The organism is Halovivax gelatinilyticus, from assembly GCF_024300625.1.
In the GTDB taxonomy this organism is placed as follows: domain Archaea; phylum Halobacteriota; class Halobacteria; order Halobacteriales; family Natrialbaceae; genus Halovivax; species Halovivax gelatinilyticus.
In genome coordinates, this window is the sequence record NZ_CP101322.1 from 415,847 (window position 1) to 430,282 (window position 14,436).

Consider the following 14,436-nt stretch of genomic DNA (forward strand, 5'->3'; position numbering starts at 1 on the left):
ACTCTGTTGGTGAGGAGACAGCCGACCAACGAACGCACCTGTTGGTACTCGACGGTGTGTTCGGTCCCGTCGAAAGATCTGGCAGGAGCCTCCTCGCAGAAAGGGCGTGGTGGTCTGCCCACAAATTGCGTTTCACGCAATGGCTGGGCGAAATTTTTAACACAAATCAAACATTGGTAAGATTAAAGATACTGTGAAGGTTTTTGCGGTCATGAACCAATCAGACCACCGAATGTCGGGCCAGATGGCCCGATCTGTATTCATTTGTGTGATCAGTTTTGCGACTGTATTGCTTGTGGTCATGGGAGGTGTCGCTGCCGATACGGTTCCACCCGACTGTAATGGAGTCGACTTCGAACAGGACAGCGACGGGTATTACGAGGTCGAGACCCTGAGTCAGTTACAGTGTATCGAAGAGCACGGACTCGAGCATGACTACGCCCTCGTCGAGGACATCGACGCGAACGAGACCGGAGACTGGAACGATGGCGACGGCTTCGAGCCGATTGGAGACGGTGATATCGACTTTAGGGTAGAAGGTGACGCGTTCAACGGTACGTTCGACGGCAACGACCGGACGATTGCCAATCTGACCATCGAACGCGGTGGCGATGATCGCGTGGGGCTGTTCGAAGTCATCGGCTCCGAGGGAACGGTTTCGAACCTGACACTCGAGGCTGCGACGGTTACAGGGGACGACGATGTGGGCAGTCTCAGTGGCCAGAATTATGGAACGGTTTCGGACGTTTCCATGAGCACCGATGTAACTGGTTCAGGGACGACCGGTGGTGTTATCGGATGGAATTACGGAGGTACCATCACTGGGGCAACCGTCGAGGGAACAGTCTTTTCTGAGCAAGATGGGGTAAACACTCATGTTGGCGGCATTGTTGGCGACCACCAAAGAGGCGCCAGCATCGATTCGAGTTCGTTTACGAACGGAACGGTTGATGGGGACAACGAGGAAATCGGCGGTATCGCTGGCCAACTTGGCGGTCCACCTGGTTATACTAGTTCGATTACGAACTCGAGTGCGAACGGAACGATTGGAAACGAGGATGCAGATTCCGTCGGTGGACTAGTCGGAGACGGGAGAGGGGATTTCTTTGATTCGTACTCCACGGCGACCGTCCGCGGGAACGACACGGTTGGTGGTGTCATCGGCTACGGCGGAAATAGTGACATCGAGCGAACGTACGCGGTCGGAGAAGTCGACGGGGATGGAGACGATGTCGGCGGTCTCGTCGGGGTTGGTTCGACCGGTATCAACATCGAGAACTCCTACTGGGACACCGAAACGACCGGGGTGACCGAGTCCTTCGACAGCGACGAGGGCGGACTTTTCACCGACGAGATGACCGGCGCGAACGCCACCGAGCACATGAACGGCTTCGGATTCCCAGACGGTGATGATCGCTGGCACGCCGTCGAGGACGACTACCCTGTCCTCGCCTGGGAGGACACCGACCCCGTTTACGGCGTGGAGATCACCAGCACGAACTCGGCCATCGAGGAGGGTGAGACACTCGAGGTGGACGCCACCGTCACCAACTTGGGCCCAGACGGCGGCGCACAATCCATCGAACTGCGAGACTTCGACGGCGACGAGGTGGACAGCGAGGAGGTAACCCTCGAGAGTGGTGAGTCAACCGATTTAACACTCGAGTGGGAGACCGATGAGGACGAGGGTGGTCTCGACGACGTGACGGTTGCGAGTGAGAACCACACGGACACCCGGGCAGTGTCTGTCGGCGCTGGTGAGGTGATTCCACAGTGCCAGACCATCGATACTGCGGGGGCCTACGAACTGACCGACGACATAGAAGCGAGCGGGGAGTGCATCGAAATCGAGGCTGATGACGTCTCCCTCGACGGCAACGATCACACGATCTCCGGCAGCGGCACGGGCATCGTCGTGAATGACCAAACCAACGTCACCATCACGAACGTCACGCTCAGCGGATTGGACGTCGGCATCGAGATGGCGGAGCTTACGGACGCGACCGTCGGACACAACACCGTCGAAGGGAGCGACGAGGACGGGCTCGTATTCGAGGACGTTCAGGACTCCACCATTGCCAACAATACGGTAACGGCGGGTGCCACCAGGGGCATCCACCTCGCTGAGGCTACAGACACGGCCGTCGAGAACAACACGCTCAGGGAAAATGACGAAAGCGGGATGTACGTCGTTGACTCCGAGGAACTGGTTATTTCGGGTAACGAGGTCGTCGACAACGGTGAGGATGACGAGGACGAACTGTCGCATGATGTCGAAGATGCGGGTATCTACCTCTCGGGAACCGCAGACAGCACACTCGAGGCAAACAACCTCACAGCCAACGCACAGGTCGCCATGTTCCTCGAAGAGTCAAGTGCTGATAATCGTATTCTGGGCAACGCTGTTAACGTCTCTGTCATTGAAGGGAGCGAGCGTTGGAGGGGGATTAAAATTGAGGAGTCTTCAGGGAACATACTTTCCGAGACGGTGATCACGGGTAGTGAGGAAATTACGTTGGGTGAACATGGCGAGGACCTCATCTACGTTGACAGCGAAGAGACAGTCGTCACAGATAACGAAATCTACGGGCATGCACGCGTTGGCATCGATATTCTCGGTGAGTCGAATACTGTCGACAATAATTCCATCGCTGGTTCGTTTCATCACAGCGATACTCAAAATGGCCACGCAATACGAGTTTCCGGTACTGGTGAGGACTGGTCGGTGACGAACAACTCGCTCACCAAGGCGGAAATTTTAAACCCCGAACGCGCAGGAATCGCCATCATCGGCGATCAAACCGTCGAGATGCAACACAACACCGGGACAAAATTAGATACTGACCGGAGTACTGACCCGGGTACTGACCTGGAGCTCACCCACGTTGCGCAGTTCGTGGAGAACCAGCAGCTCACGACCCCGGCGGGCGAGACGACGGTGACGTTCACTGGTGCGGGACTGCGTCTCGTTGGCGTCGATGACCCACCGAACGCTGCGAGCCCCGACGATGTCGAATCAACTGACTACTACTTCGAGGTCGAGAATACCTCAGACGAGTTCACCTTCGAGAAGCTCGAACTCGACTACGACGAAACGCGGCTCACGACAGGAGACACGATCGACCCCGAGACGCTCTCGCTCTGGCGACTGGACAGCGGCGAGTGGGAAGAGATCGACGACTCCGGTGTAGATACTGCCGAACAGGTCGTCACTGGCAACGTCACGGAGGACGGGACAATCGGCGCCTTCGGTGAGCAGGCCTTCGCTGCTGGTACCGGCAGTGCTGACGATCCGTTCGTCATCGAAGATTGGGGCCACCTGGACAACGTTCGATGGACACCAAACAGTACCTTCACGCTGGCGAACGACCTCGATTCGGAGACTGATGGCTACGACGACGTGGCTGCAGCGAGCGCGAACGATGGCGACGGCTTCGAGCCAATCGACGACTTCGAGGGCACCTTCGACGGGGACAGCGCGACGATTTCGGACCTGCAAATCGACCGGGGTGACGAGGCGGACGTTGGACTCTTCGGTTCGACGAGCGACTCGGCAATCATCGACGACGTTCACCTCGAGAATGCGACCGTCACCGGCGAGTCGAACGTCGGTGGTCTCGTAGGAGATAACCAGGGTACAATCCTCGAATCGTCAGCGAAAGTGGACGTCTCCGGATCTGACGAGAAGGTTGGCGGCCTGGTCGGCATAAACCTAGGAAAGCTCACTCACTCGTACGCCACCGGCGATATAGACGGCGATGAGTCTGTGGGCGGGCTCGTCGGCCAGAACTACGAAGATGTGAGTGAGTCGTATGCCACTGCCAGTGTTAACGGCTCTACTTTTGTCGGAGGACTCGTCGGCTACAATGATGGCGAGGTGAATGAATCGTACGCCATCGGCAGTGTCGAGTGCATTCAGACCTGTCGCGGGCTCATCGCCATAAACACCGGCGATGTAGAGGATTCGTACTGGGACACGGAGACGACTGGGCAGGACGACTCAGACGGCGGTACGCCACTTTCAACAGCCGAAATGACCGGCGCGAATGCCACCGAGTACATGGAGGGCTTCGCATTTCCAGACGATGAGGGCATCTGGCACGCCACGGACTCGTACCCCGTATTCGCTTTGGAAGACACCGACCCACTCTTTGGTGTCCAAATTAGCGAGACGAACTCGCCAATCGACCAGGGTGACACTCTGGAGGTGACGGCCGATGTAACCAACGTGGGGGCAGACGGAGAGCAGACCGTTGAACTACTCGACTTTGAGGACGACGTGCAGGACAGTAAAACCGCCACGCTCGAAAGTGGCGACACAGTGGAGGTGACGCTGGCTTGGGAAACAGAGGGTTCCGACGTTGGCACCGGCGACGTGACGGTGGCGAGCGAGAACGACGCTGACAACGAGAACGTGACGATCAAGACAGGTATCGCGTCGGTAACCGCGATCATCGACGACGAAGAGATACCGACGGTGGCGATCGGCGAGACGGTGCCAGTAACCGTCACTGCCGAGGACGAAACCGGTGACCCGGTCGAAGGCGCGGAACTCTCCATCGACGAAATCGACGACGGCAGCGACGATGTCACGGTCGACGGCCTCTCCGTGAGTGACACGGAAACGACGGATTCAGATGGCGTCGCCACCTTCGATGGCGTAACGTTCTCGGGTGCAATCGACGCGACTGTCGACGTGACGGTCAGTGCCACGGACGGCGTCGAAGACGAGATGACCGTGACCGTCGGCGGGTTTGCCGAGGGTGACGGCTCTGCGGCCGATCCATTCGTCATCGAGGACTGGAACCACCTCGACAACATCCGGCTCCATCTTGAGAAGGAGTTCGAACTTGGTGCGAATCTCGACGAGGAAACTGACGGCTACGACGACCTGGTTGGCGACCCAGAGAAGGGCTGGGAGCCAATTAGCGACTGCGGGTTCGACCCATGGGAGGACGGATGTGCGGGTGACGGGTTCTCGGGAACCTTCGACGGTCAGGGGTACGAAATCCGTGCACTGGTCATCGACCGCGAGGATGCCTTCGCTGGTGTCGGTCTGTTTAACGGTACCCAGGGTGCGACCATCGAGAGCGTCGGACTGGTCGACGTAGATATCACTGGTGGCTTCTTGAACGTGGGTGGTCTCGCAGGGACGGCAGTGGAGTCCGAGATTACGGACTCGTACGCCACCGGCGACGTCACCGGCCGCCAAACTGTGGGCGGCCTCGTCGGCTACAACTTCGGAGAAATTGACGACCCGGTCACCGCGGACGTCGAAGACAGTATCATCGAGGACTCCTACGCTACCAGTGACGTCACAGGCGAAGATACTACTGGCGGACTGGTCGGGACCAACTGGGGCATTGTCGAGAACTCCTATGCCACTGGGAATGTGACCGCGACCGGCCCCGGCAGGTTTGGGGACGATCCAAGAGCGGGCGGCCTCCTCGGAGTCAATGGGGAGTCTGACGGCGTTATCGATTCCTACTGGGACGACGAGGCGGCGACCGTCATCGAAGATGGCGAGGAGCAACACGGCCAGGGCATCGGTGGGGATGCTCCCGGTGCGGCCAACGTAACCACCCTCACCACCATCGAGATGACCGGCGCGAACGCCCAGGACAACACGGACCTCGATTTCGCTGACACCTGGGGAGTCGTCGACGACCCCGAAGACGGCAACGTGGTCTCCTACCCGCTCCTGCAAAACGCTACCCAGGATCCCGCGCCCGGACTGCGGACCCGATACGCTGGCGGCGACGGCTCCGCAGACGATCCCTACATCGTCGAGGACTGGTACCATCTCGACAACGTTCGCGAGAATCTCGACGCCAATTTCACGGTCACGAACGAACTGAACGAGCACACCGCGGGCTACAGCGACGTGGCCAGCGAGGACGCCAACGGCGGCGACGGGTTCGAGCCGATCGGTGACGCCGGTGAGCCGTTCGGGGGTATCTTCGACGGGAACGGATCGACCATTTCGGACTTCGTTATCGACCGTGACGACGAGGACCGTGTCGGTCTCTTCGCTTCGACGAGCGACTCGGCAACCATCGACGACGTTCACCTCGAGAATGCGACCGTCAGCGGCGAGTCGACCGTCGGTGGACTCGTCGGCTCACTGGAGGGGACAGTCAGCTCGTCCTCCACCAACGTGACTGTCGCTGGCGAGGACGGCGTCGGCGGTCTCGTCGGCGAAAACGCTGGCGAGGTGACCACCACCTACGCTGTCGGAGACGTCTCCGGAGACGACACCGTCGGCGGTCTCGTCGGTCACAACACGGGTGAAGGGGCGATTATCAGCCAGTCGTATGCGGCCGGAAACGTGACGGGCGACGATGCGGTCGGCGGTCTCGTCGGCACTAACGGCGGCGACGTCACAGCATCGTACTGGGACGTCGAAACGACCGGCCAGGACGACTCGGACGGCGCCACGGCGCTTTCGACGGCCGAGATGACCGGCGCGAACGCCACCGAGTACATGGACGGCTTCGCGTTCCCAGACGATGACGGCACCTGGCACGCCACGGACTCGTACCCCGTGTTCGCATGGGAAGACTCCGATCCCTTCTTCGGAGTGAACGTCACCCTGACGAACTCGCCAATCGACCAGGGTGACACCCTGGAGGTGACGGTAGCCGTCACGAACTGGGGCGCAGACGGCGAGCAGACCGTCACCCTCGCGCGTGCAGCGGATTCCGAACCAGTCGAAATAGACGACACGGCCGTCTCCCTCGACAGCGGCGAGCGCATCGAGTCGGTGACGCTCACCTGGGAGACTGGACCGGGTGACGCCGGAGAGCACGATGTCGCCGTTTCGAGTGCTAACCGCACCGATACCGAGACGGTAGCGGTCGACATTCCACAGTCACCACCCTCTCGTTCTGACATATCCGTTATCGAAGCGACGTTGGGTTCAACTCAGATCTACGCGGAGGAATCGGTCGCGATCAACGCGACCGTCGAAAACGACGGGCAGGGAACGGGAACGGAGACTATCGAGGTTAGCGCCGATGGTGAGACAGTTGCGACAGAAACCGTGACGATCGGTGGCGGATCAGAAAAGGCGATTACGGTCATCGTTCCCTTCGAGGACGAAGGAGCGTACGACGTTGCAGTAGGTGACGTAGTCGCGGGCGAAGTAGTCGTCGTCGCCCCACCGAAGCCCGAGTTCACCATCTCCGGTATCGACCCCGTGGAGACGACGGCCGCCCCCGGAGCCCACAGAGAGGTACTCGTGACCCTCGCTAACGAGGGTGATGGAGATGGCGAGGCGGACGTCGAGTTACAGGTGGAGAATCACACGAGGACCGAACGCGTCGGTGTCTCAGCTGGAGAGGAAGTCGACGTCGGCGTACCGCTACACACCGCAATGGAGTACGGCGAATTCGAGTACATCGTCAGCGCCGGTGACGACGAAGCAGCTGGAACCCTAGTCATAGCGAGCGGACCGAAGTGGGTTCTCGGCGACGTATCGGCCACACCGGATCCCGTCGAACCCGGCGGTGAAGTCGATCTATCCGTTACGCTCGAAAATATCGCCGAAGACGGAACGGTCTCGGTCGAGTTCTTCCTCGAGGACGAATTGGCTGGCGCCGACACCGTGGACGTCGCCAGTGATGAAACTGACACCGCAGAGATCAGGCTCACAGCTCCCGAGGAGGAAGGAACGTACGAGGTCGCCGTCTCGCTCTCGGACGACGGGGAACTCGCAACGAGCCTCGAAGGCGAGCTCGTCGTCGACGATCCTGACGGGACGAGCGACGGAGATGATGCCGTTCCCGGCTTTGGACCGCTCACCGCGCTGCTCGCGCTGGGTTGCCTGGCGGTTGGGTTCGGTCGTCTCGTGGTCCGAAACAGACCATCCTGAAGACGAAGGCGGCGCCGGGAATTGGCGACCTATCAGGTTTGGTAGACTCAGTCTGCGAAGGGCCCGTGAGGCCAGTGGTCTCGAAGGACGAACCCATCGATGACCGATAGTGAGGAGAGGGCGAAGCCTCGATACCCACAGGACCCGCCATCGCCGGTTACTGAGATCGGTTCCATCCGGGCCGACGTCATCTGTTGGGTTGTGGGGTATCACCGACAACAGTTTGGCGTTTGCAGCCGCGTCACCGTTGGCCGAACGCACCGTCCAACCCGGTCGCTGACACATCGGTCCGACCTTGACAGTACCGGGTACCATTTTCCCGATCGACGGTGTCGACAGTGTATGACCGAGTTTCGCGGTGTCTGGAGCGAAGACGACGTCGACGCGTTTCTGGCGGAGACGACTGTCCCGGTCCGCCTCGCAACGCACAGACCCGACGGAACGCTCTGGGTCGTCACCCTGTGGTACCGACATCGCGACGGCGGACTGGAGTGTGCGACGCAGGCGAACGCGGACGTGGTCGGCTTTCTCGGGCGAGAGTCGTCGGTCGCGTTCGATATCTCGACGAACCGGATACCCTACCGCGGAGTCAGGGGCAACGGGACCGCCACGGTCTCCGCCGACGGCGGAACGGAGACCCTGCGCGACCTCGTCGATCGCTACCTCGGCGGGTCCGACTCCGCCCTCGCCGACACGTTACTCAGCGCCGATCGCGAGGAAGTCCGCATTCGGATCGAGCCGGACGTGATCTACAGCTGGGACTTCTCCGACCGGATGAGCGACGTCTCGACCGACGACGGGTGAGTGGGGCGGGCCGCGTTGACAGCGAGGAACGGGTATTCATTCGGTGCATCCCGGACGATTCGGGGCCAGATTTGGGGCCATCGCGCCGAACGGTCAGTTCAATCCGGGCCCGTCGGGCGTGTGAGGCCATCGCGGGCCGTCGGGTGCAAGGTCGACGCGCTCGGTCGCCGGTTTCGGTTCGACCGCTCGCCCGTCTTCGTATCGGACGAAGTTCAGGTAGAACGGCTCGCCACAGCCCTCGTCGTCGGTTTCGCCGCCCCCGCAGACGATGCGGATGCCGTCGGCCGCGTCGTAGTCGCCGCCGACGTCGGCGTAGGTCCATCCCTCGAGGGGATACGGCGTCACGGACTTGTCGGCCAGCGAGGCCGACCGATCGAGGGAGACGATCGCCTCACAGCGCGGGCAGTAGTAGCGAACGGGGACGGTCATACAGTCACCTAGGGTTCGAACCACCAAAGCGGGTTCGCCCGATTTCTACGGCTCGCCACCGCCCAGATTCACAGGGTTTCCCCGTTCGCCGATCGAGACAACGCGTTCGAAGACGCACCGCCCTTATTATACGCCAGCCGTCGAGAGACGCTGACAGTAATGACCCGTAAAACCGCGTCGACCGGCGGTGTACAACGCGCCGGCGGTCGGTTCGATACCGACGACCCGCACCCGTCACGATGATCGTCCACTGGCACCGGCGAGACCTTCGCGCAACCGATAATCGGGCGCTCTCCGCCGCAGCATCGACGGACACGGTCGTCCCAGCCTTCGTCTTCGATCCCGACGTGTTGACGCACGCCTCGGCACCCAGAGTGGCCTTCATGTTGGACGCGCTCGCTGAACTGCGAGCGTGGTACCGCGAGCGCGACAGCGATCTCGTAACCGCCGTCGGCGACCCGGCCACCGAACTTCCCAGAATCGCCGACGAGCGCGGCGCAACGGCAGTCGTGTTCAACAGCGATTACTCGGGACTCGCGCGGGAGCGAGACGAGCGCGTCCGCCGCGCGCTCGCCGAAGCGGGGATCGAGACGGAGTCCTTCGAAGACGCGCTCGTCTACGATCCGGGATCGATAACGACGCAAGCCGGCGATCACTACTCGGTCTTCTCGTATTTCTGGGACAAGTGGCGCGACCGAGAGCCGCCGTCGATCTATTCGACACCCGACCGTGAACGATTGGCCGACGTTTCCGGCGATCCGTTCCCGACCCGCGACGAACTCGGGTTCGAAGCGCCCGAAGCCGACGTACCCGAAGCCGGGATGAGCGCGGCCCGGAACCGCCTCGCCGACTTCTGCGATGGGCCGATCTACCGGTACGCAGACCGTCGCGACGCGCCGGCAGCGAACGCCACGTCGGGGCTCTCTCCGCACCTCAAGTGGGGGACGATCGGCATCAGGAAGGTACGCGAATCGGTCGAGAACGCGAAGGCCGACGTGCCGGACGCCGAGGCCGGCGACTCCTGCGAAACGTTCGAATCCCAGCTCGCCTGGCGCGACTTCTACGCACACGTCCTCGCCGCGAACCCAGGTACCGTCACCGCCCCGTTCCGATCGTACGAGCGTCCGATCGACTGGCGGGACGATCCGGACGGACTCGACGCGTGGAAAAACGGCGTAACCGGATATCCGATCGTCGACGCGGGGATGCGCCAGCTCCGGACGGAGGCGCTCGTGCACAACCGCGTCCGAATGATCGTCGCCTCATTCCTGACGAAAGACCTCCTGATCGACTGGCGGGAGGGCTACGCCTGGTTCCGCGAGAAGTTGGTCGATCACGAGACCGCGAACGACGTCGGCGGGTGGCAGTGGGCGGCGGGCACCGGCGCCGACGCGCAACCGTACTTCAGGATATTCAATCCGATGACGCAGGTCCAGCGGTTCGATCCGGACGCAGAGTACGTTCGAACGCACGTCCCGGAGCTACGGGACGCGCCGACGGACGCGATTCTCGAGTGGGACGAACTCGATTCCGACGACCGAGCCGCTGTCGCACCATCGTACCCGGCTCCGATCGTCGATCACGCCCAGCGCCGCGAGGAAGCGATCGAACTGTTCGAAGCCGCCCGCGGCGACGAGTAAGCGTTCAGCAGAGACACGACAATCGTCGACGAACCGTCGCGTTCGAATCGCCGTCGATGACACGACAGTTGGACACTGGTCTCTAACAGATCGAATTTCGATCGTGTAATCGATTCACTACTCTGTCGTCGATTCGGAAAGTGAAAATTGCGATGACGATATCGCCGACTCCTTATTTTAGCGATGCTGTCGAGCGTGTTTCCACGATGCTCCAATCGATACCGACGCCGTCTTCGGCCCAACACCCGGTGTTTCAGGGTGCGTCGCAGGCGGAACTCTTCGAATACGTTCACGACGATACGCTCCTCTCGCTATCGTTCGTGGTGAACATCGCGCTGGCCGGAGCGACAATCCTCGCGATCGTCTATCTCGGTCGTTCCCTGACCGATCCCCGAGCGAAACTGATCGCCGTGTCGGTTATGCTCATCTCAATCGTGTCGATATCCAGTTATACCGGGCTCGCGTCGGGTCTGACGTTGAGTGTCATCGAGATGCCGTCCACTCATCCGGCCGCGGGGCAGACGACGGCCGGTGAAGACGGCGTACTGATCATGTGGGGACGGTATCTCACGTGGACGTTCTCGACCCCGTTCATCCTGATCGCCCTCGGGATGATCGCCGGTTCGAACTGGACGAAGATTCTGACGTCGGTCGCCTTCACCATCGCCATGTGTATCACCGGACTCGCGGCCGCACTGACGACTTCCACCCTCTACATGCGCTGGTGGTGGTTCGTGTTGAGTTCGACGTTTTTCCTGGTGATCGTCTACATCATCCTCGTCGAGTGGTCGGCCGAGGCCGAGGTGACGGGCTCCGCTTCCATCTTCAACACGCTCAAAATTCTCACGGTCGTCGGCTGGTTCGGCTATCCGATCCTGTGGGCGCTCGGAGTGGAGGGATTCGCGATCCTCGACGTCGCGTACACCTCCTGGGGGTACAGCATCCTCGACGTGATCACGAAGTACGTCGTGACGATGTTGATCATGTTCTACGTGACGAACGAGCCGAGCGCGATCGTGGGCGGCACCGATTGGGGGACGAGTACGCCCGGAATTTCACCGGCGGATGACTGAAGTCTCGATGTAATCCGTCTCGGAAAATGGGTTCGGTCGAACCCTGACATCACGAATGTGACCCAGATTCGGGGTTGATTTCCCACAGACTATGTCACTCGGCCAGCGACGACAGGTATGGAATCTGAAGGACCAACAGCTCGCCCTGAGGAGGCAACTGACAGCCGCATCGAGGTCTTACTGCTCGGAACCTATCACATGGACAACCCGGGTCTGGACACGATCAATATCGAAGCTGACGACGTACTCGTTCCCAGTCGCCAGCGCGAGCTGTCGAACCTCGTCGATCGTCTCGAACCCTCGCAACCGGAGGTAGTCGCCGTTGAGCGTCCCCGGGAGCGACAGGACGACCTAACCGACCTCTACGAGAAGTATCGGACAGGTGAACTTGCGTACGACGAAGAAACGGAGATCGACGCCGTTCACCCGGGCCGCGACAGTCCCGTAAGCGAGTGTCGCAGCGAAGTGGTCCAGATCGGGTTCCGACTCGCTGATCGACTCGATCACGAACGCGTCCACGCCGTCGATTATCCGATGAGACTGACGGCCGATTTCGACGATGATGAACTAGAACGTGAAGGGATCGACATTCCGACCATGCAAGAACGAGCACAGTCGAAGCTCGATATCGGATTGCCCGATCCGCAGACGGTCCAACGTACCATGGCGCAACACCTTCACGAATCGAGTATCATCGACCATCTGCGGTTTCTAAATCGAGACGCCCAACTCCGAGTCAACCACGAGATGATGTTCTCGAGTTTGGTTGCAGGTTCCGAGCGACGGTACGTCGGGTCACGCATGCTCGCCGCGTGGTACGAACGCAACCTTCGAATCGTGGAAAATCTCTGGCGGGCCGCAACCGACGAAACGGATCGCATATTACTGCTCATCGGGAACGGACACGTTCGCTCGCTTTGGCACCTGCTCTCCGAAACACCGATGTTTCGACCACGAAGTGCCCTCGACGTGCTGGAAACCGAGGACTAGCCGTCGAATCTCGAGTAGATCGAACTGGGGCCGGAATCCACAGAACAGGTTTGACCCTCGGTTCGTCTCTCAGCGAGACGATCATTAAACTGATCAATCGGTGGCCTCGGCACTCACATTTCGGAGTCAATCCATAGTGGTAACGACGAGCAGGAACCGAGCGATTCCGGCCACGCTCAAACGGTGGAATTGGCTCCCCGATTCAGATCGAAGAGGCCCTCCGGATCGTACTCGTCTTTCAACGCGATCAACCGTTCGTATGCCGGCCCGAACGTGGTTTCCATCGCGGCCTCGCCGCCCTCGAAGAAGCCCGGGAAGTTCAGGTAGAACGAGCCGTCGGAGAACTGCCGCATGTCGGCGATACAATCCCGCACCCACTCGACGTTGATATCGTCATTCGCAGAATCCTTCCAGTTCGCCTCGATCCCGAGGAGGAACGGCGCGTGCCTGCCGGCGAACGCACTCTCGTCGAAGTCGACATCCGTAATCGCGCCACCGAGCTCCCAGACGTCGACGGTCGAGAGCGGCGACGGTGCGGTCCCCGCCCAGTAACGAATCCGGTCGATGGCGGACTCTGTGAATCCATCGAGATAAAGCGATTTCCAGTAGTATCGCATCCCGTCCGGGTAATCATCGTCGAGTATTCTCTGGAACTCCGCGTAGGGCATGGTTCCGCTGAAGTCGGCGATCGGTTCGCCGAGTTCTCGTAACGGTGCGAGCGCCTCCTCGCCGTCCTCCGGAGATCCCGCGTAACACCCCAGAAAGCCGACTTTGAGATCGTCCACCATATCGACCGGGAACAGCCCCTCGTCAGGCATCACGCCGGTAGAGGAGAGCGTTGTAACCCCGTCGGGCGCCTCTAAGACATATTCGCGGTATGCCCGCAAGTACTCGGCCACTCGCTCTTCCGGATACAGCACGAAACAGGTCGCCACCTCTGGACCCACGGGGTGGAGTTCGAACTCGAAGCCCGTCACGACTCCGAGGCCGCCTCCGCCGCCACAAAGCCCCCAGAACAACACCTCGTTCTCGTCGGCACTGGCCGTCAGGTGCCGCCCGTCCGCGGTAACGATATCAACCGAGCGGAGGTTGTCACAGCTCAGGCCGTACGCACACCGCAGGTGACCAATCCCACCACCGAGGGTGAGCCCCGCGACGCCGGTCTTCGAGACGACGCCGCCGGGCGTCGCCAGGCCGAACGCCTGGGTTTCGTGGTCGACATCGGCCCACGTCGCGCCGCCCTGTACCCACGCCGTTCGTTCGTCAGGATCTACCCAGACGTCTCTCATCTCTGAAAGATCGATCACGAGCCCATCGTCGCAGACGGCCGTGCCAGCGACGTTGTGACCCCCTCCACGGACTGCCACGCGGAGGTCGTTCTCGCGGGCGAATTCGACTGCACGGATAACATCCGCCGTGCCTCGACACCGGACGATCAGCGTCGGATATTTATCGATCATCCCGTTCCAGACGGTACGGGCATCGTCGTACTCGGCATCACCGGGACGAATCACGTCCCCGTGTACATCGGTTTGAAACTGTTCGATGCGTTCATCGTCGATGGTCGAGTGGGCCATATATATCCGAACAGCTGTAGAGCTGTTAGCCTCATTCACTAAAACAGATT

7 protein-coding genes are annotated in these 14,436 nt (G+C 60.6%); 5 read left to right on the forward strand and 2 right to left on the reverse strand.

Annotation, left to right across the window (positions count from 1 at the left end):
- The first annotated feature begins 301 nt into the window (after positions 1 to 301).
- Complete coding sequence (locus NKH31_RS02035; protein ID WP_254863477.1) at positions 302 to 7,873, forward strand: GLUG motif-containing protein; 7,572 nt, start codon at positions 302 to 304, stop codon at positions 7,871 to 7,873.
- A gap of 342 nt (positions 7,874 to 8,215) precedes the next feature.
- Complete coding sequence (locus NKH31_RS02040; protein ID WP_254863478.1) at positions 8,216 to 8,677, forward strand: pyridoxamine 5'-phosphate oxidase family protein; 462 nt, start codon at positions 8,216 to 8,218, stop codon at positions 8,675 to 8,677.
- Positions 8,678 to 8,770: 93 nt separating this feature from the next.
- On the opposite strand, the gene NKH31_RS02045 is transcribed toward NKH31_RS02040, so the two are convergent.
- Positions 8,771 to 9,106 carry a DUF7969 family protein gene (locus tag NKH31_RS02045; protein ID WP_254863479.1) on the reverse strand — a complete coding sequence of 112 codons (336 nt, stop codon included), beginning with the start codon at positions 9,104 to 9,106 and terminating at the stop codon, positions 8,771 to 8,773.
- A 239-nt stretch (positions 9,107 to 9,345) separates the two neighbouring features.
- Here NKH31_RS02045 and NKH31_RS02050 point away from each other — a divergent pair, with 239 nt between their 5' ends.
- The 3 genes from NKH31_RS02050 (at position 9,346) to NKH31_RS02060 (ending at position 12,809) form a co-directional block, all read left to right on the forward strand.
- Positions 9,346 to 10,746, forward strand: coding sequence for a cryptochrome/photolyase family protein (locus NKH31_RS02050; RefSeq protein WP_254863480.1), 1,401 nt, complete (start codon positions 9,346 to 9,348; stop codon positions 10,744 to 10,746).
- Between the two features lie 206 nt (positions 10,747 to 10,952).
- On the forward strand, positions 10,953 to 11,819 hold the full coding sequence (locus NKH31_RS02055; protein WP_254863481.1) for a bacteriorhodopsin: 867 nt from the start codon (positions 10,953 to 10,955) through the stop codon (positions 11,817 to 11,819).
- A 117-nt stretch (positions 11,820 to 11,936) separates the two neighbouring features.
- The gene (locus tag NKH31_RS02060) at positions 11,937 to 12,809 is read left to right on the forward strand and encodes a DUF5694 domain-containing protein (RefSeq protein ID WP_254863482.1); all 873 of its coding nucleotides are present in this window, start codon (positions 11,937 to 11,939) and stop codon (positions 12,807 to 12,809) included.
- A 176-nt stretch (positions 12,810 to 12,985) separates the two neighbouring features.
- Here the strand turns inward: NKH31_RS02060 and NKH31_RS02065 are convergent, their stop codons facing one another.
- Complete coding sequence (locus NKH31_RS02065; protein WP_254863483.1) at positions 12,986 to 14,386, reverse strand: FAD-binding oxidoreductase; 1,401 nt, start codon at positions 14,384 to 14,386, stop codon at positions 12,986 to 12,988.
- Between the last annotated feature and the right edge of the window lie 50 nt (positions 14,387 to 14,436).

Excerpts from the sequence above, each read along its gene's own strand:
- NKH31_RS02035 (WP_254863477.1), top strand. The coding sequence starts at position 302 with ATGGGAGGTGTCGCTGCCGATACGGTTCCACCCGACTGTAATGGAGTC.
- NKH31_RS02040 (WP_254863478.1), top strand. The coding sequence starts at position 8,216 with ATGACCGAGTTTCGCGGTGTCTGGAGCGAAGACGACGTCGACGCGTTT.
- NKH31_RS02045 (WP_254863479.1), bottom strand. The coding sequence starts at position 9,106 with ATGACCGTCCCCGTTCGCTACTACTGCCCGCGCTGTGAGGCGATCGTC.
- NKH31_RS02050 (WP_254863480.1), top strand. The coding sequence starts at position 9,346 with ATGATCGTCCACTGGCACCGGCGAGACCTTCGCGCAACCGATAATCGG.
- NKH31_RS02055 (WP_254863481.1), top strand. The coding sequence starts at position 10,953 with ATGCTCCAATCGATACCGACGCCGTCTTCGGCCCAACACCCGGTGTTT.
- NKH31_RS02060 (WP_254863482.1), top strand. The coding sequence starts at position 11,937 with ATGGAATCTGAAGGACCAACAGCTCGCCCTGAGGAGGCAACTGACAGC.
- NKH31_RS02065 (WP_254863483.1), bottom strand. The coding sequence starts at position 14,386 with ATGGCCCACTCGACCATCGACGATGAACGCATCGAACAGTTTCAAACC.